Origin of the sequence: Oceanobacillus halophilus, assembly GCF_003628505.1 — a bacterium.
GTDB lineage: Bacteria > Bacillota > Bacilli > Bacillales > Amphibacillaceae > Oceanobacillus > Oceanobacillus halophilus.
The window spans coordinates 80,465-99,841 of sequence record NZ_RBZP01000003.1; the positions used below are offsets into that span (position 1 = coordinate 80,465).

Genomic DNA, 19,377 nt, shown 5'->3' on the forward strand with positions numbered 1-19,377 from the left:
ATATCGCAACTAACACCATTAACCCAAAAGCATTACGACTAAAACAAGGGGGGAAACGCATGAACGTACTAATTGTAGGACGCGGGGGACGTGAACACAGCATTGTTATGGAACTTGCTAAAAGTGAACAAGTTACAAACCTTTATGTTGCTCCTGGAAACGGTGGGATGAAGAAACAAGCTACTTGTGTCTCAATTAATGAGATGGATATAGATGGGTTAGTTGATTTCGCAAAGGAAGCAGCAATTGAACTTACAATTGTTGGACCAGAAGCACCTTTAAATGAGGGAATCGCCAATCGTTTCCAAGCAGAAGGACTTAAAGTCTTTGCTCCGACTAAGGAAGCGGCACTTTTAGAGGGCAGTAAAAGTTTTGCCAAAGACTTTATGGAAAAATATAATATTCCAACAGCTACTTATGCAACATTTACAGAGGCCGATGAAGCAAAAGCATACATTGAGGAGCAGGGTGTACCAATTGTAATCAAAGCAGACGGCCTGGCTAATGGGAAAGGCGTAATCGTCGCAGAAACAAAGGAACAAGCACTAGAAGCAGTGGATGATATGCTTGTATCGAAAGCATTCTCAGAAGCTGGATCAACGATTGTTGTGGAAGAATTTCTTCCAGGAAGAGAATTTTCATTAATGGCATTTGTTCATGAAAATAAAGTTTACCCTATGGTACCAGCTCGAGATCATAAACGTGCCTTTGATAATGATGAAGGGCCGAATACAGGGGGCATGGGGGCTTTTGCTCCTGTTCCAGATATCACCGAAGAACATATCGCTTTTTCCGTAAAACACATTTTGCAAAAAGCCGCAGATGGTTTGATGGAAGAGGGGCGTCCTTTCACTGGTATTTTATATGGCGGTTTAATAATGACAGAGTCCGGGCCAAAAGTGATAGAATTTAATACCAGATTCGGTGATCCAGAGACACAGGTTGTTTTACCGCTTCTAAAAAATGACTTACTAAACGTATTTTTAGATGTCTTAGATGGGAAAAATCCTGAGCTTGTTTGGGAAGATGCTTCATGTATAGGCATCGTTCTAGCATCTGCTGGTTACCCAGGTAATTATGATAAAGGCATCGTTATTCCTAAGATAGATTTATTAGCTAATAGTTTTGTCGTTCATGCGGGAACAAAAATGCAAGGGGAATCTCTTGTTTCAGATGGGGGACGTGTTCTTTTAGTAGGTGCGAAGGAAGCAACATTAGAAACTGCGCGTGAGAAAGTTTACAGGGTTTTAGAATCAGTTCAACATCAAACGGATTTCTTTTTCCGTCATGACATTGGGGTAAATTAATATAGAAGAGAAGGCTGTTTGAAAAGAAAATTCTTTTTGAACAGCCTTTTATGTTGTCGGTAAACAAAATTGTCATAAATTTGTAACTATTAAATGTGAGCACTTTACAACATTAAAGGATGAAATTGTGTTAAAATAATATAAATTCTAATATTGGAGAGCTGGCCTTATGTTTACAAACGAAAATTACTGGAGGAACCGTGAGCTTAGACAGCATGTGAAAGTAATCGATGGTATCGAATCACCAACATTAATATTAAAAAATAGCACGTATTTAAATGTGTTTATTAAACAATGGATAAAAGCAAATATTTGGATATACAAAGATAGAATTGTGTATGTCGGGGAAGACCTCCCTGAAAACATGGAAGATACGGAAGTAATAGATTGTGCAGGGAAATATCTTGTGCCAGGGTATGTCGAACCACATTCCCATCCATTTCAATTAGCCAATCCTGAAGAATTAGCAAACTTTTCGGCAAGGTATGGAACTACTACATTAATAAATGACAATCTTATGTGGAATTTTTTATTGAATAAAAAGAAAGCGTTTTCTATTTTGGGGGAATTTAATAATTTACCAACCTCCATGTATTGGTGGGCAAGATTTGACTCTCAGACAGCTATGCAGGATGAGGGGGAAGTATTTAATACAGATGATATTCTCTCTTGGATATCGCATCCTTCCGTCGTTCAAGGTGGGGAACTTACATCTTGGCCTAGTCTTTTGGAAGGAAATGATAGATTACTATATTGGATGCAAGAGACAAAACGACAAGGAAAACCAATTGAGGGACACCTGCCAGGGGCTTCAGAAAAGACGCTAACAAAATTGAAACTGCTAGGTGTTACGGCAGATCATGAGCCGATAACTGGTGAAGAAGTAGTAAGAAGACTTAGACTTGGCTACAGTGTTTCATTAAGGAATTCTTCCATTAGACCAGATTTACCAAACCTAATAGAAGAAATTTTAGATCTAAACTTAACTAATTTTGATAATTTGACTTTTACCACAGATGGCTCAACTCCTGAGTTTTCACAAAATGGGCTCATTAATGTTTGTATTGATATTGCCATCCGTAAAGGAATACCGTTAGAAGATGCTTATCGGATGGGAAGCTACAATGCGGCAAAACATTTTCGTCTGGATGAAACACTTGGAAGCATTGCACCTGGACGAATCGCACATATAAATATTTTAGACAGGAAAGAAAATCCCCACCCAGTAAGTGTTTTGGCAAAAGGGAAATGGGTTTTAAAAGACAAACAAGTTCAGGAACTTCCTAACCAAATAGATTGGGAAAAATATGATATTTCCCCACTCGTATTTGATTGGGAACTACAGGAAAAAGAATTGCAATTTTCAATGCCAATGGGCTTGCAAATGGTAAACAATGTTATTGTCAAACCATACACAATTAATGTTGATATAACACCAGAGCAATTACCAGAAAATAAAGATGATGCCTTTTTATTATTAATAGATCGAAACGGTAAATGGCGCGTTAATACGACAATAAAAGGATTCACAAGACGCTTAGGAGCAATTGCTAGTTCTTTTTCCTCCTCAGGAGATTTGATAATTATCGGGAAGAATAAAAAGGATATGTTACTGGCATGGAATCGGTTGAAAGAAATTGGTGGTGGTATTGCACTTGTACATCAGGGTGAAGTACTTACGGATCTCCCTCTCGCCTTAGGTGGAATCATGTCAACAGAGAGTATGGACGAAATTATTGAGAAGGAAAAGGAAATCAAAGCTTATTTGAAAGAATTCGGATATCAGTATGAGGATCCGATTTATAATATTCTATTTCTATCAGCTACACACTTACCTTATGTTCGCATCACACAGCAAGGAATTATTGATATTAAGAAAGGAGAAATTCTCTTCCCAGCGACGATGTGTTAGCATATAATATATAGCAGAACTTGCTAAAATTTAGCAAAAACTGACAAAAGGTGTTGGGAAAATGAGAAAAGCAATTTACTTCTTCCTGATAATGCTTGTTCTCTTAGTGGGATGTTCAAATGGTAACGAAGAACAAGTGCAGGAAACAGACGAACAGAATGCAGCAGAAGAACCAGCAGTAGAGGAAGAGAGTTTTGAAAATATTTACCCATTAACAGGTATCGGAACCAACGAACCTGTTAATAATCGTATCGTTGGTGTTATGGTTAATAACCATACAAAAGCAAGGCCGCAAACAGGTTTATCACACGCCGATATCGTTTATGAGATTCTAGCTGAAGGAATGATTACAAGATTTTTAGCGCTATATCAAAGTGATTTGCCAGAAGTAGTAGGTCCGGTGCGCAGTGCGAGGGAATACTATTTTGAACTAGCAAATGATTACAATGCGTTATATGTTTATCATGGAGCTGCAAACTTTGTGAATGATATGATTGTAAATCGAGGGGTTCATTTCTTAAACGGTGCCATATACGATAATGATGGATATTTATTTAAGAGGGAATCCTTTCGAAAAGCACCGCATAATTCCTACTTGCAGTTAGGTTCTGCATATGAGGTGGCGGAAGGAAAAGGCTATGAAACGACAGTAGATTATGAAGCCTTACCTTTCCTATCAGAAGAGGAAGTAGATGGCTTGACAGGGGAGTCTGCACAGAAAGTCCGAGTAGTTTATTCAGGCAAACATGAATGGGCTAATGTAGAATATAAATATGACGAAGAAACAGAGAAATATTATCGTTTTAGTGATGGTCAGCAAACAGTTGAACTTGATACAAATGAACCAATTCAACTAGATAATCTTTTTATCATTGAAACCCATCACCAAGTCATAGACGATGCAGGACGCCGAGCTATTGATTTTAAATCGGGAGGAAATGGCTACTTCATTCAAAAAGGAACATTCCAGAAAGTGGAGTGGGAGAATCAAGATGGTCGTATTATTCCTGTGAAGGATGGTCAAGCAATCGGATTTGTTCCTGGACAGACATGGATAAACGTTGTTCCAACTTCTCCAGGAATGGAACAATCTGTTACCATTTCTGAATAATTCCATGAAGCAGGAAATATCGAACGCTGGCAGTGATAAACAAATTGCTGCCAGTTCTTTCATAAAAGTTTTAAAGCAGGAGGATTTTCAGTGCAAATAGATAAATTAAGAGGAGAGCAATTAGATCAGTTGTTTGATGCTATTCTCTCATTAAAGAATAGAGAAGAATGCTATCAATTTTTTGATGACATCGCAACCATGTCTGAAATCCATGCATTGTCTCAAAGATTGCAAGTTGCAAAAATGCTAATGGATGGCAGCACCTATAATAATATCGAAAAAGAAACCAAAGCCTCTACCGCAACAATTTCCCGTGTACGCCGCTGTATTAATTATGGTAGTGATGGGTATAAAATGGTGCTTGACCGTGTGTTGGAAGACGAAAAAAAGTAAGCCGCTGCCTATAGGTGGAGGTTTCTTTTTTCTTATTGGGTTGATATCCTGGAGGAGCGCTTATAAACCGGTTGGGAGCGCCTATAAACCGTGAGTAGCGCCTATAAACCGTGAGTAGCGCCTATAAACCGTGAGTAGCGCCTATAAATCGGTTGGGAGCGCCTATAAAACGTGAGAAGCGCCTATAAAACGTGAGAAGCGCCTATAAAACGTGAGGAGCGCCTATAAACCGTGAGGAGCGCCTATAAATCAGAAGTAGCGCCTATAAACCAGGAGAGAGCGCCCATAAATCATCAGGAACGCCCATAAACCCAGCAAGAACACCTACCCATAAACCATCCACAACCCCCCCACCAACCCCATGCATTTCCTCAAAAACACTTCCTACCCAATCACTCAAAAATTTCCACCACATATCCCTAAATTCTACCGTCGATTTTTGGTATAATGAATAAATGGAATTCGAGGGATGGAGGATTACCCATTTGAATACAAAGATGAACGAATGGAATCATATTTTTAAATTGGATCCAGCGAAGGAAATTTCGGATGAGAAGCTGGACATCCTTTGTCAATCAGGAACAGATGCGATTATGGTTGGTGGCACGGATAATGTTACTTATGAAGGTGTTGTCGATTTACTAGACAGAATAAGTAAACATCCAATTCACCGGATACTGGAAATCTCCAGAATGAACGCAGTAACTCCCGGTTTTGATGACTATTTTATCCCGATGGTGCTGAACTCCAAAGAGAAGAAGTGGATGATGGATATGCAGCATCAGGGACTGAAAGAATACATGGATTATCTTGATTTTGTAAATCCAATTTTTGAAGGCTATTGTATCTTAAATGAAGAGGCAAAGGCGTTTCACTATACGAACAGCACCATGCCTGATGTGGAAGATACACTGGTTTATGCTTATATGGCTGAACATATATTCCATTTGCCTATTTTCTACATGGAATACAGTGGAACGTATGGTGATCCCCAGCTTGTTAGACAAGTCAAGAACACCCTAAACAACACGTTGCTTTTATATGGGGGAGGAATCGAAAATAGCCGCCAAGCAAAAGAAATGAAACAATATGCTGATGTCATAATTGTCGGCAATAGTATATATACGGGTTTTGAACAGGCACTGGAAACAGTCCAGGCAGTGAAAGGAAAATAATTTGGAGGTGCAGGGATGAGTCAGACAATAGATGACTTATTGAAAGGATTAAACACAGAACAGAGGGAAGCAGTAAAAACAACGGATGGACCATTACTAATAATGGCTGGTGCCGGTTCTGGTAAAACACGAGTACTAACCCACCGAATTGCTTACTTAATCGGGGAAAAAGGCGTGGCACCGCGAAATATTTTAGCGATTACTTTCACGAATAAAGCAGCTCGTGAGATGAAAGATCGTGTACAAAAACTAGTAGGACCTGAAAGTGTGCATATGTGGGTGTCTACCTTTCACTCGATGTGTGTTCGTATTTTAAGAAGAGATATAGATCGAATCGGATATAACAGGAATTTTACGATTTTAGACAGCAGTGACCAGTTATCTGTTGTAAAGCAAGTGTTAAAAAATAAAAATATTGATGCAAAGAAATTTGAACCACGAGCCATGATTGGCCAAATAAGTTCTGCCAAAAACGAACTGATCACCTATGAAGAGTTCCAAAAAAATGCTGGAAATTTTTATGACAAGACCGTTGCAGATGTTTATGAAGGTTATCAAAAAATGCTGCAGAAGAACCAGTCGTTGGATTTTGATGATTTAATCATGCAAACCATCCATTTATTTAAGCGTGTACCAGAAGTTCTGGAATATTATCAACGCCGTTTTCAATATATTCACGTGGATGAGTATCAGGATACCAACCATGCACAATACACACTAGTAAAGCAATTAGCAAATCGTTTCCAAAATTTATGTGTTGTTGGAGACTCAGATCAGTCCATTTATCGTTGGCGTGGGGCGGATATCTCCAATATTCTTTCCTTTGAAAAAGACTATTCTGCAGCGAAAACTGTATTCTTAGAACAAAATTACCGTTCTACCAAATCTATTCTGGAAGCAGCGAATAAAGTCATAGCAAATAATCCAGGACGTAAGCCGAAAAATCTGTGGACGGATAATCCGGACGGTCAAAAAATTAATTACTACCAAGGTTCCACAGAGCGGGAAGAAGCTTTGTTTATTACGAACAAAATACAGGAATTAACTGGACAGGAAGGTTATTCACCAGGGGACATTGCCATTCTTTACCGTACGAATGCACAGTCTCGTGCGATTGAGGATACTTTCGTGAAATCTGGTATCACTTATCAGATGGTTGGCGGCACGAAGTTCTATGATAGAAAAGAAATCAAAGACATGCTAGCTTACCTTCGTTTAATTACCAATCCGGATGATGATATTAGTTTTGAAAGAGTCGTTAATGAACCCAAACGCGGAATTGGGAAAACGTCGATTGAAAAAATACGTGCCTATGCAATGGAACACGATATCTCCTTCTTCCAGACGACACAAGAAGTTGATTTTACTGGAGTGTCTAAGAAAGCAGCAAATGCTCTAGCGGAATTTGGTAAGTTAATTAAGACATTGACGCAGCAACAGGAATTTTTAACAGCAACGGATATGGTTGAAGCTGTACTCGAACGGACAGGCTATGAACAGATGCTAAAAAATGAAAACTCACTCGAATCGCAATCACGTCTAGAGAACTTGGAAGAGTTTATGACCGTTACAAAGGACTTCGAGCAGACAGCAGAAGACAAGACATTAGTCGCTTTTCTAACAGATCTTGCATTAATCGCCGATATCGATAAAGTGGATGAAGAAGATCCAGATAACGAGGAAAAAGTAACCCTGATGACACTGCATGCAGCAAAAGGATTAGAATTTCCAATAGTATTCCTTATTGGAATGGAAGAAAGCGTATTTCCGCATCGCCGTTCATTGATGGATGATGAGGAAATGGAAGAGGAGCGCCGTTTAGCATATGTTGGGATCACTCGAGCGGAGCAAATTCTTTTCCTAACCCATGCGAAAATGCGTACGTTATTTGGTCGTACAAACATGAACCCTGTCAGTCGTTTTATTAATGAAATCCCACAAGAATTAGTGGAAGGCATCGAACAGCAAAGAGAGTCTATGTTCGGTTCCTCATCTTTTGGCAAATCTACCTTTGGAATACCGAAAGAGAAACCTGCACCATCCCCGGTTCGCCGAAAAGCAGAACGCATGCAGAAGACCAGTGGAGCAGAAAGTAAATCCTGGGCATCAGGAGATAAAGCCGTTCATAAGAAATGGGGCGTGGGCACGGTTGTTAAAGTACAGGGCGAAGGAGAAAATATGGAACTGGATGTTGCGTTTCCAGCACCTGTTGGCATCAAACGCCTTTTAGCCAAATTTGCTCCGATTACAAAACAGTAGGAGGTGTGCTTCTTTATGGATCAAAAGCAAGCACAAGAAAGAATCAACGAACTTAGAGAAATTTTAAATCAATATAGTTATGAATATTATGTTTTAGATAAACCTAGCGTTCCGGATAGTGAATATGACGCAAAATTACACGAACTGGAAAAACTAGAAGAACAATTTCCAGAATTGATTACAGAGAATTCCCCGACCCAGCGTGTTGGGGGAGAACCTCTGGAAGCTTTTGAGAAAGTTCAGCACCGAGTACCCATGCTTAGTCTGGGAAATGCCTTTAATGAGCAAGACTTAAAGGACTTTGCAAGACGTGCGAGTCAGGGTGTGGATGGCCCTGTCTCGTTTGTTTGTGAATTGAAAATAGATGGTTTGGCCGTTTCATTAAGTTATGAAAATGGAAAATTTGTTCGAGGTGCCACCCGTGGAGACGGCACAATAGGAGAAGACATTACAAAAAACTTAAAAACCATTCGCAGTATCCCATTAACATTAAAAGAGCCAGAAACATTGGAAGTACGTGGCGAAGCCTTCATGCCGCATCAATCCTTTCTAAAAATGAATGAGGAACGAATGGCAAAGGAAGAAGAGCCATTTGCAAACCCAAGAAATGCTGCGGCGGGATCACTCAGACAGTTGGATCCAAAAATCGCGGCCAAGCGAAATCTGGATACCTTTTTATATGCAGTAGGTGAATGGCAAAATAACAACATTTCCACGCACAGTGGCAGATTAGAAAAACTAAAAGAGCTTGGATTTAAGACAAATCCTGAGTGGAAAAAATGCGCTTCAATAGAAGAAGTCATGGAATTTGTTGAGTACTGGACAAACGAACGTCCCAATCTAAATTACGAAATCGATGGTATTGTTATCAAGGTAGACAACCTCGAACAGCAGGAAGAGCTAGGATACACGGCAAAAAGTCCACGATGGGCAATAGCTTATAAGTTTCCTGCAGAAGAAGCGATGACAAAGTTAAATGATATTGAATTAAGTGTTGGAAGAACTGGTGTGATTACGCCAACAGCTATTTTAGATCCGGTGAGAATTGCTGGTTCAACAGTTCAGCGCGCAACATTACATAATGAAGACTTAATCCGTGAACAGGATTTGCGCGTTGGGGATACGGTAGTAATCAAAAAAGCAGGAGACATTATTCCAAAAGTCGTTCGTGTGGTGGAAGAAAAACGCACAGGTGAGGAAAAAGAATTTCATATGCCAGATGAATGCCCGGCATGTGGCAGCGAAATTGTCCGCTTAGAAGGGGAAGTCGCCTTAAGATGTATCAATCCAAGTTGCCCAGCCCAATTAATGGAGGGACTCATACATTTTGTATCACGAAATGCCATGAATATTGATGGATTAGGAGAGAAAGTAATTATTCAACTCTTCCAAGAAGAATTAATTCATACGATGGCAGACTTGTATCGATTGGAGCGCGAAGAATTACTCCAACTGGAACGAATGGGTGAAAAATCAGTCGATAATTTACTAAAGGCTATTGAAGCGTCGAAAGAAAATTCATTGGAACGATTGTTGTTTGGATTAGGCATCCGGTTTATTGGTGCCAAAGCTGCGAAAACGTTATCGATGGAATTTGAAACGATGGAAAACTTGCAAAAGGCCTCCTATGAAGAATTAGTAGCTATTGATGAAATTGGGGAAAAAATGGCTGATGCGATTGTACAGTATTTCGAGGAGGAAAAAGTGCAGGATTTACTAAAAGAACTTCGTGAACTAAATATTAATATGGACTATAAGGGGCCGAAAAAGGCAGAACAAAATAATGAAGATAGTGTGTTTGCTGGGAAAACTGTCGTTCTAACCGGAAAAATGGAGAGCTATACCCGCCCACAAGCCAAAGAATTAATCGAAGCTTTAGGTGGATCGGTTACAGGAAGTGTCAGCAAAAAGACCGATATCCTGATTGCTGGGGAAGATGCAGGTTCCAAATACGACAAAGCACAGAAATTAGGAGTTACGATTTGGGATGAACAGCAATTAAAAGAGGCATTGGAGAGTGTCACATCATGAAGAGGTGGAGTATCGCGCTTTTAAGCTTCCTGTTAATACTTGCAAGTTGTGCGCCGGAAGATACAGATGATGAGCAAGTAGTACAGGAAAATGAAGATGCCGAACAGCAAACATCCATCGTTCCTAGTTATAAATTGAACGATGAATCATACAGAGTTATCCTTCCTTATCAAACCAGTGAAGCAAGAGGCGTTATTACGAATCAAATGGGAAATCGCGTAGATATCGACGAACTGGAACAAGGATTAATGCGACATTCTAAAGATATTTTTGATCCAGAGGAGCTGTATTTTCAAGAAGGACAATATTTAAATTCGAATCATATATTTGGTTGGATTGATGCGAATAACCCACAGTTGGATGAAGATGAGCTGGAAGATATGGAAGATGAAGATAAAATAAAGACATACAAAAATAATCCGCGGATATTAACTCATATTTTAGAACAGAACTATTTAAAACGAAACGAAGATAATACAGTGGAGATTGCGGGAATCTCTATTGGTATTGCGTTGAAATCTGTGTATCGATTCCAAACAGATATAGGAGAACCATCTCACTATGAAGATATTCCGATGGATGAGATGCTGGAAAAGGGGAATGAGGTCGCTCAAGCTATCTTAACTGAAATGAGAGTGGAAAGTGATGAATCTCCAGATGTCCCCGATGTTCCAATCATGATTGCGTTATATAGAGAAGAGGAGCATAGTTCTCCGGTTCCTGGCAACTTTGTGGCTAAGACAGTTGTTGAATCCGGGCAGTCCAAAATCAATAACTGGGATACCATTAAAGAAGAGAATATACTGTTCCCTTCTAATGAAGGAAAAGATAAATACCCGGAAGACCACGAAATAATTTCAAGCTTTGGAACAGAAATTGGCGAATTCTTCCCTAATTATGTTGGGGTGATTGGAAGAGGCTTTTATGTCAATGAAGAATTACGAAAACTAACGATCGAGATTCCCATTGAATTCTATGGGAAAGGTGAAGTGATAGGGTTCACACAATATACTTATGGATTAATTATGGATATGTTCGCTAATAACTTTGATTTGGAAGTGCGTATTACTTCCAGCGAGGGACTGGAAAGTTTGATTACTCGCGAGTATGGTGATGAGGAACCAACCGTAAATATTCTTGACTAACTATATTTATTCTAATTAGTCCTGTAGTCATATTGACAAAACTTTTTTTAGCTTATAAAAGTGTAAAAACATACCGCTTTTTGAGGAATTCACTCAAAAACGCGGTGTTTTTTCTTGTTTTAGGAAAACCGGAAAACTTTTACGGTGATAATCAAGGGTCAACATGCGTGATTTTCCCAATATGAATAGTTAGAACATATGATATAATATAACTAAATCAAATGATTACAAATTCTTATTAAATGATAGGGTGGGTATTTTGATAGAGATTGGATCATTTATCAAGCTGCAACGTACCAAACAAGACATGACATTAGGCGATCTCGCTGATGGTATTGTTTCCGTATCCTATTTATCAAAAATTGAAAATCTAAAAACCCAAGCAAGCCCGGAGATTATTCAATTACTTTGTAATAGACTAGGAATTCAAGTAGATAACAGTGAAGAACAGGCTATCAAAGAGAAGTGCAAAGAATGGTACAGCATGCTATTTAAAGTAAATGATAAAGAAAAAATTATAGCTACTTACAAAGAAATTCAAGAAATGATGGATACAAATCTATCAGAAAATCTGCTCATGTTTGAGATTCATAAGATTAGATATTATTTGATCTTGAATCAGTATGATAAAGCATTAAAGAAGATTAATGAGTTAAGTGAAATATCGGATAACTTCGATAATTTGCAGGACTTTTATTGGAACAAATTTAGAGGCAATTATTATTCCTTAGCAAATGTTGATTATCATCAGGCTATGTTCTACTATAAAAAGTCTGAAGAAAAAATAATGCATATTGATATTGGTGAGGACGAAGCAGCTGACCTGAAATATATTATTGCTGTAACACACAGTGAATTAAGAAATACACTGGAATCCATTGACTATGCAAATCAAGCTCTTGCAGTTTTTATGAAACAGTATAATTTTCACCGATGTGCGCAATGTCATATTGTTTTAGGAATATCTTATAGAAGAATTAAAATGTATGAAAAAGCCATTAAGAATTATAACTTAGCAAAGCATCTTGCAGAGTTGAATAATAATAAACAAGTTAATCAACAAACTACTTATAATTTGGGAAATCTCTATTCAACAATAGGTGAATCAGAGGAAGCCATAAAATATTATAGTGAAGTTGTAGAAGATAATGAGGTACACCTGCATGAAAAATTAATTGCGATTACCTCCTTAATTAAGGAGTATTATAAGATTGGTAACATTGATAAGACCAGAGAAATGATAAATGAGGCCAAAGCACTCTTGGACTCAGTAAAAAATAGTGTATATTATCAATTATATTACTATATTATATATACTTATACTTATAAACTTAATGGAGAAGATGATAGATTTAAATCGTTAGTAAAAGACAAATTTATACCTTACCTGAGAAAGAATAAGGATTATGGTAATTTAGTTGCCTATTCTAATATGCTAGCAAATCATTTTGAGAGTATTGGAAGGTATAAGGAGTCTGTTAAATACTATAAACTTGCAAATGAAACATACGAGAAATTAATTAACTTATAAGGAGGAAAAATCATGAAAAAAATGATTTTATCAGTAGCATTAGGAACAGCATTAGTGGCGGGATTATTTTTTGCTTCCGAGGTACCAAGTGATTTAGCAATGGATTTACATCCTGATATTTTATCAGTTGAAAAGCCAACACTTTTCTTTTAATTAATTTGTATTACTTTATTTTCATTTAAATTTTTACCCTATTACTATATGATGATTTGACTGGAATAGATTGGAAACCTATTCCGGTTTTTTTTGGTGAAAAAATTCCATTAAGAGAGCCAAAGGCCAATATAAGTGCATGGCCACGATACATGCCTCCAATAAACGCACAAAAACCCACAATTATTTTCTCCTTTCTAATTCTTTTTTCTTACATAATTTGCCTACATACGACTATCTCTGCTATTATCATAGTGTTATAATAGTTAATTATGGTTATATTTAAATGTATATACTATTTTTAGTTTGGAGGGTAATGAAGTGGCAGATATTTCAAAAGAACAGGTGAAACATGTTGCGCATCTGGCAAGGCTTGCTGTTACAGATGAAGAGGTAGAGCAATTGACTGAAGAATTAGGTGCAATCATTCATTATGCAGAACAATTAAATGAACTGGACACAGATAATGTAGAGCCTACAACACATGTGTTAGACATTAAGAATGTGATGCGTAAGGACGAACCAAGAGAATGGATTACACAAGAGGAAGCATTGAAGAACGCTCCAGACAAAAAAGATGGACAGTTCCGTGTGCCGTCAATCTTAGAATAAGGAGGGAACCTAATGGCGTTATTTGATTTTACGATTAAAGAATTAGAAGAGAAATTACATAATAAAGAAATTACTGTTCAGGATTTAGTAGATGAATCCTTTAATCGCATTAAAGAGGTAGATGGGGAAGTAAATGCCTTTTTAACGCTAAATGAAGAAAATGCTCGTACCTATGCAAAAGAGTTAGACGAAAAGGAAGATGCTGCTGCTAGTCTTTTCGGTATACCAGCAGGAATTAAAGATAATATCATGACAAAAGGGCTTCGCACGACATGTGCTAGTCAATTTTTAGATAACTTTGAAGATCCATTATATGATGCGACCGTTATGGAAAAATTATCGAAAGAAAAGCCGGTGAATATCGGAAAATTAAACATGGATGAATTTGCGATGGGTTCTTCCAATGAAAATTCAAGCTACACTCCAACTAGAAATCCATGGAATACGGATTATGTACCAGGTGGATCTAGTGGTGGTTCCGCAGCATCTGTTGCAGCTGGAGAGGTATTATTTTCATTAGGATCTGATACAGGCGGTTCCATTCGTCAGCCTGCTGCATTCTGTGGTGTCGTTGGAATGAAACCAACATACGGACGTGTGTCTCGTTTTGGTTTAGTTGCCTTTGCATCTTCCCTTGACCAAATTGGACCAATCACTCGTACCGTAGAAGACAATGCACGTGTACTGGAAGTAATTGCCGGACATGACAAAATGGATGCTACCAGTGCAAATGTTGAAGTACCAAAATATACGGAAGCACTAACGAATGATGTAAAAGGTCTTAAAATTGCTGTACCAAAAGAATACCTGGCTAAAGGGGTTAGCCCGGAAGTAAGAGAACATATCATGAATGCTCTTAAAGTCTATGAATCACTTGGTGCAACATGGGAAGAAGTATCCTTACCACATTCGAAATATGCGGTAGCAACATATTATCTATTATCTTCATCCGAAGCATCTGCCAACCTAGCACGCTTCGATGGTGTACGTTATGGAGTTCGCTCAGAAAATGCAGATAACATGATTGATATGTTCAAGAAATCCCGCAGTGAAGGATTTGGACAAGAAGTAAAACGTCGGATTATGCTTGGAACCTTTGCTTTAAGTTCCGGTTACTATGATGCTTACTATAAAAAAGCGCAAAAAGTACGTACCTTAATTAAAAATGACTTCGATAAAATTTTCGAAGACTATGATGTAGTAGTTGGACCGACAACTCCAACTCCAGCATTTAAAGTCGGAGAAAAAACGGATGATCCTTTAACGATGTACGCAAATGATATTTTAACCATTCCAGTGAACCTAGCTGGTGTTCCAGGAATCTCTGTACCTTGTGGATTCTCTGGAGAAGGCTTACCGATTGGCTTGCAAATTATCGGTAAACACTTTGACGAAAGTACCGTTTATCGTACGGCACATGCCTTCGAACAAGCAACTGATCATCATACCAAACGACCTCAAATAGGAGGTGCCAAATAATGAACTTTGAAACGATTATTGGTCTTGAAGTACACGTAGAGTTGAAAACAAAATCAAAAATATTTAGTCCGAGTGTGAATGCATTTGGCTCAGAACCTAATACCAATGTGAGCCCAATTGACTTAGGATATCCAGGTACACTTCCAATTTTGAATGAAGAAGCAGTGAACTTCGCGATGAAAGCAGCGATGGCATTGAATTGTGAAATTGCAACTGACACGAAGTTTGACCGTAAAAACTACTTCTATCCAGATAATCCAAAAGCCTATCAAATCTCACAATTTGATCAGCCAATTGGAGAAAATGGCTGGATTGAGATTGAAGTAAATGGGAAAAAGAAAAAAATCGGAATTACGCGTCTGCATTTGGAAGAAGATGCGGGGAAACTAACGCATGGTGACGATGGATACTCCTATGTCGACTTTAACCGTCAAGGAACACCATTGATTGAAATCGTATCTGAACCGGACATGCGCACACCAGAAGAAGCATATGCTTATTTAGAAAAACTAAAAAACATCATTCAATATACTGGTGTATCTGACGTGAAAATGCAGGAAGGTTCCCTAAGATGTGATGCTAACATTTCCTTACGTCCAATTGGTCAAGAGGAATTTGGTACGAAAACAGAGTTAAAGAACTTAAACTCCTTTAACTATGTGCAAAAAGGCTTGGAATTTGAAGAAAAACGCCAGGAGAAGGTTCTTTTAACTGGTGGAGAAATACTACAGGAAACACGTCGCTATGATGAGAAAACAAAAGAAACGATTTTAATGCGTGTGAAAGAAGGTTCGGATGATTATCGTTACTTCCCTGAACCTGACTTAATTCCCCTATATATCGATGAAGAGTGGAAGGAACGCATTCGTGCAGAAATCCCTGAGCTTCCTGATGCAAGAAGAAGTCGTTATGTAAAAGAAATGGGACTCTCTGAATACGATGCGAACGTCCTTACAAGCTCTAAAGAAATGTCTGATTTCTTTGAGGATGCGGTCAACCATGGAGCAGATGTAAAACAGGCCTCTAACTGGTTGATGGGGGAAGTTTCTGCTTATATGAACAAGCATTACAAAGAACTTCATGATCTAGCGATTACTCCTGAAGCATTAGCAAAAATGATTAAGCTCATAGAGGATGGCACCATTTCATCAAAAATAGCGAAGAAAGTATTTGCAGAGCTAGTTGATAAAGGCGGAGATCCTGAGAAAATTGTAAAAGAAAAAGGGCTTGTACAAATCTCAGATCCAGAGCAATTAAAAGAAATTGTGAACAAAGTGTTGGATGAAAACGAACAATCTATCACAGACTATAAAGCAGGTAAAGGAAAAGCACTGGGCTTCTTAGTCGGTCAGATTATGAAAGCAACCAAAGGCCAAGCAAACCCGCCAATGGTTAACAAGATTTTGAAAGAAGAAATTGAAAAACGTTAATAATAAATCTTTTCCCTAGGCTACTATTACTTATGTGATAGTAGTCTAGACTTTGCAAAAATGAATTTTAGGCTTAAGATGGATTTGGTATGTACTTTATAATATAAAATGAGACTATGCGGCAAATATGATAACACTATTAATGATAACCCTGCATGAGGCTGCAATTGGGGGGAGGTAAATATAATGAAGAAGGCCCGTATTATTTATAACCCAACATCAGGACGAGAGGCTTTTAAAAAGGAATTGCCAAATGTACTGCAAAGGCTGGAAGAAGCTGGTTATGAGACATCTGCACATGCAACAACTGGAGAGGGCGATGCGATAACAGCCGTAAGATATGCGATTTCTAGAAGTTTTGATTTAATTATTGCTGCAGGTGGTGACGGAACCATCAATGAAGTAATTCATGGTTTAGCAGAACAGAATCACCGTCCAAAACTCGGTATTATTCCAACTGGTACAACGAATGATTTTGCCCGTGCATTGCATATTCCACGTGATATTCATAAGGCAGTAGATATCATTGTCGAAGGTCACTCTGCTTTATTGGACATTGGAAGAGTTAACGAACATTATTTCATTAACATTGCCGGTGGTGGGAAGTTAACCGAGTTGACCTATGATGTACCAGCAAAACTAAAAACCATGCTCGGACAGTTGGCTTATTATGCAAAAGGGATTGAAATGCTTCCCTCCTTAAAACCTGCCAGGGTGAAAATAGAATTTGATGACGATGTGATTGATGAGGATATTATGATTTTTCTAGTATCCAATTCTAATTCGGTTGGTGGATTTGAAAAACTTGCACCAGACGCAAAACTGGACGACGGCTATTTTGACTTATTTATTTTAAAGAAAGTTAATCTAGCAGAATTCATCCGAATCGTGACATTAGCCGTTCGCGGTGCCCATTTAGATGACCCAAATGTTATCTATAAACAAGCAAAGAAAATCACTGTAACACCAGAAGAAAAAATGCAGCTAAATATAGATGGAGAATACGGTGGATTATTACCAGGAGAATTCATTAATCTTAAGCAACATATTAACTTTATGGTACCAGAAACATTTAGAAAAGATGATGAAGAAAAGGAAGAGGAGACTGAGGAGTAAGCAGTCTTCTTTTTTAATGTTGCTTTTCGGTAGAGTAATAACGTGTTAAAAGATACGTTCTTTCAAAAGGAATGAGACATGCTATTCCGGTCCAAAATATGATAAGATATAACCACTAAATTCAGCGCGGAAAAGGAAGATAATTGATGGCAAAACACACGGCACCCGTAAAGAAAAATCAAACCATTACACTTACATTTGAAGACCTAACACACGAAGGAAATGGTGTTGGAAAAGTCGATGGGTATCCATTATTTGTACCCTATGGCCTCCCAGGTGAAGAGGCAACGGTAAAAGTAGTAAAAGTAAACAAAAATTTTGGCTTTGGAAAATTGCTTAATATTAAAAAGAAAAGTGAAGATCGAGTAGAACCTCCATGCAATGTTTTTTATCAGTGTGGCGGATGCCAGCTTCAACACATGAGTTATGATTTGCAACTTCATATGAAACAAAATCAAGTGAAAAATGTCATGAAAAAGATAGCACATTTGGAACATGTACCAGTGCATCCTACCATCGGAATGAAGGATCCTTGGCGTTATCGGAATAAGGTACAGATTCCAGTTGGTGAACGTGATGGAGAATTGATTACTGGGTTTTACCGGATGAGAAGTCATGACATTATTGACGATATGGAAACTTGCGTGGTTCAAGATGAGGTTAATGATCGCTCCATTCATGCAGTGCGGCGGATTGCTAATCGATTGGGAATAACAGCATATGATGAAAGGTCGGACCGAGGTGTGCTCCGTCATATTATGGTACGAACTGGAAGAGAAACCGATGAAACGATGATTGTACTCGTTACTAGAACAAAGAAATTGCCACATCAGGACGAATTGATACGTGAATTAACAGAGACGTTCCCGCATGTGAAATCCATTGTACACAATATCAATGACCGAAAAACGAATGTCATTTTAGGTCGTAAAACTAAGGTGATCTGGGGCGAAGAGTATATTTATGACACGATTGGCGATGTGAAATTTGCCATCTCAGCACAGTCCTTTTATCAAATAAACCCATATCAAACGAAAGTGTTATATGATAAGGCGCTGGAATATGCTGATATCGGTAAGGAAGATGTAGTGATTGATGCGTATTGCGGAATAGGGACGATTTCTCTATTTTTAGCACAAAAAGCAAGGAAAGTATATGGCATCGAAGTAGTTCCAGAAGCTATTAGTGACGCAAAAAACAACGCTAAGATTAATGGGATTGAAAATGCAGAATTCTTTGTTGGAGAAGCAGAAAAAGTCATGCCAGAATGGAAAGAGCAGGGACTAGACCCAGATGTCATTGTCATTGATCCACCACGTAAAGGCTGTGATCCAGACTTCTTGAAGGCCATGATTGAGATGGATCCGAAACGAATTGTCTATGTATCCTGTAATCCATCCACCTTGGCAAGAGACTTAAAAATCTTAGAAGATGGTGGATACGAAACGAAAGAAGTGCAACCAGTTGATATGTTTCCACAGACGAATCATATTGAAGGAGTATGTTGGTTGAAGAAAAAATTTGTCTAATTAAAAAGTAATTTTGGTAGTCAAAATAAACTCTTGCTGACTTCACCACCAATTCTGTCAAAATAAACAATTGCTATTTCAATAATAAATCCAATAAATTCTCGGGCTTTCCTAATCAGGATCCCGAGTTTTTTTCATGTCTTTTTCAATATCTTTTCAATATGGTTATGTACCTAAATCATTGATATTACTGG

The 19,377-nt window shown here is 38.2% G+C and carries 16 protein-coding genes; 15 read left to right on the top strand and 1 reads right to left on the bottom strand.

All coding sequences use genetic code 11. The annotated features are described in order from the left end of the window. Positions 1–59 precede the first annotated feature (59 nt). The 4 genes from purD to D8M06_RS06770 all read left to right on the top strand — a co-directional run bounded on the left by purD (position 60) and on the right by D8M06_RS06770 (position 4,723). The gene (gene purD / locus D8M06_RS06755; protein WP_121203650.1) at positions 60–1,307 is read left to right on the top strand and encodes a phosphoribosylamine--glycine ligase; all 1,248 of its coding nucleotides are present in this window, start codon (positions 60–62) and stop codon (positions 1,305–1,307) included. 169 nt (positions 1,308–1,476) lie between these two features. Continuing rightward, a complete protein-coding gene (locus D8M06_RS06760) occupies positions 1,477–3,219 on the top strand; it encodes an adenine deaminase C-terminal domain-containing protein (RefSeq protein WP_121203651.1) in 1,743 nt (580 codons plus the stop codon). Positions 3,220–3,280: 61 nt separating this feature from the next. Continuing rightward, positions 3,281–4,330 (top strand): DUF3048 domain-containing protein, encoded by a 1,050-nt coding sequence (locus tag D8M06_RS06765; RefSeq protein WP_121203652.1) that lies wholly within the window; start codon positions 3,281–3,283, stop codon positions 4,328–4,330. A gap of 90 nt (positions 4,331–4,420) precedes the next feature. Beyond that, positions 4,421–4,723: a YerC/YecD family TrpR-related protein gene (locus D8M06_RS06770; protein WP_121203653.1), complete on the top strand. Its 303-nt coding sequence runs from the start codon at positions 4,421–4,423 to the stop codon at positions 4,721–4,723. 262 nt (positions 4,724–4,985) lie between these two features. Here D8M06_RS06770 and D8M06_RS19815 read toward each other — a convergent pair whose 3' ends face one another. Further along, entirely contained in the window at positions 4,986–5,123 is a 138-nt protein-coding gene (locus D8M06_RS19815) for a hypothetical protein (RefSeq protein WP_158591747.1), read from the bottom strand. Between the two features lie 97 nt (positions 5,124–5,220). Here D8M06_RS19815 and pcrB point away from each other — a divergent pair, with 97 nt between their 5' ends. The 11 genes from pcrB (at position 5,221) to rlmD (ending at position 19,183) form a co-directional block, all read left to right on the top strand. Continuing rightward, positions 5,221–5,898 carry a heptaprenylglyceryl phosphate synthase gene (gene pcrB, locus D8M06_RS06775; RefSeq protein ID WP_121203793.1) on the top strand — a complete coding sequence of 226 codons (678 nt, stop codon included), beginning with the start codon at positions 5,221–5,223 and terminating at the stop codon, positions 5,896–5,898. A gap of 15 nt (positions 5,899–5,913) precedes the next feature. Further along, a complete protein-coding gene (pcrA, locus tag D8M06_RS06780) occupies positions 5,914–8,157 on the top strand; it encodes a DNA helicase PcrA (RefSeq protein ID WP_121203654.1) in 2,244 nt (747 codons plus the stop codon). A 15-nt stretch (positions 8,158–8,172) separates the two neighbouring features. Further along, the gene (gene ligA, locus D8M06_RS06785) at positions 8,173–10,188 is read left to right on the top strand and encodes an NAD-dependent DNA ligase LigA (protein ID WP_121203655.1); all 2,016 of its coding nucleotides are present in this window, start codon (positions 8,173–8,175) and stop codon (positions 10,186–10,188) included. Continuing rightward, positions 10,185–11,333, top strand: coding sequence for a CamS family sex pheromone protein (locus D8M06_RS06790; protein WP_121203656.1), 1,149 nt, complete (start codon positions 10,185–10,187; stop codon positions 11,331–11,333). The genes ligA and D8M06_RS06790 overlap by 4 nt, the downstream gene beginning before the upstream one ends. Positions 11,334–11,583: 250 nt before the next feature. Beyond that, positions 11,584–12,864, top strand: coding sequence for a helix-turn-helix domain-containing protein (locus D8M06_RS06795; RefSeq protein ID WP_338322960.1), 1,281 nt, complete (start codon positions 11,584–11,586; stop codon positions 12,862–12,864). A gap of 12 nt (positions 12,865–12,876) precedes the next feature. Then, positions 12,877–13,017, top strand: a complete 141-nt coding sequence (locus tag D8M06_RS19820; protein ID WP_158591748.1) for a hypothetical protein — start codon at positions 12,877–12,879, stop codon at positions 13,015–13,017. Positions 13,018–13,338: 321 nt separating this feature from the next. After that, complete coding sequence (gatC, locus tag D8M06_RS06800) at positions 13,339–13,629, top strand: Asp-tRNA(Asn)/Glu-tRNA(Gln) amidotransferase subunit GatC (protein ID WP_121203658.1); 291 nt, start codon at positions 13,339–13,341, stop codon at positions 13,627–13,629. Positions 13,630–13,641: 12 nt separating this feature from the next. After that, positions 13,642–15,108 carry an Asp-tRNA(Asn)/Glu-tRNA(Gln) amidotransferase subunit GatA gene (gene gatA, locus D8M06_RS06805; protein WP_121203659.1) on the top strand — a complete coding sequence of 489 codons (1,467 nt, stop codon included), beginning with the start codon at positions 13,642–13,644 and terminating at the stop codon, positions 15,106–15,108. Next, entirely contained in the window at positions 15,108–16,538 is a 1,431-nt protein-coding gene (gatB, locus tag D8M06_RS06810; RefSeq protein ID WP_121203660.1) for an Asp-tRNA(Asn)/Glu-tRNA(Gln) amidotransferase subunit GatB, read from the top strand. The genes gatA and gatB overlap by 1 nt, the downstream gene beginning before the upstream one ends. A 186-nt stretch (positions 16,539–16,724) precedes the next feature. Next, positions 16,725–17,654, top strand: a complete 930-nt coding sequence (locus D8M06_RS06815) for a diacylglycerol kinase (RefSeq protein ID WP_121203661.1) — start codon at positions 16,725–16,727, stop codon at positions 17,652–17,654. A 146-nt stretch (positions 17,655–17,800) separates the two neighbouring features. Then, complete coding sequence (rlmD, locus tag D8M06_RS06820; RefSeq protein ID WP_121203662.1) at positions 17,801–19,183, top strand: 23S rRNA (uracil(1939)-C(5))-methyltransferase RlmD; 1,383 nt, start codon at positions 17,801–17,803, stop codon at positions 19,181–19,183. Positions 19,184–19,377: the final 194 nt, after the last annotated feature.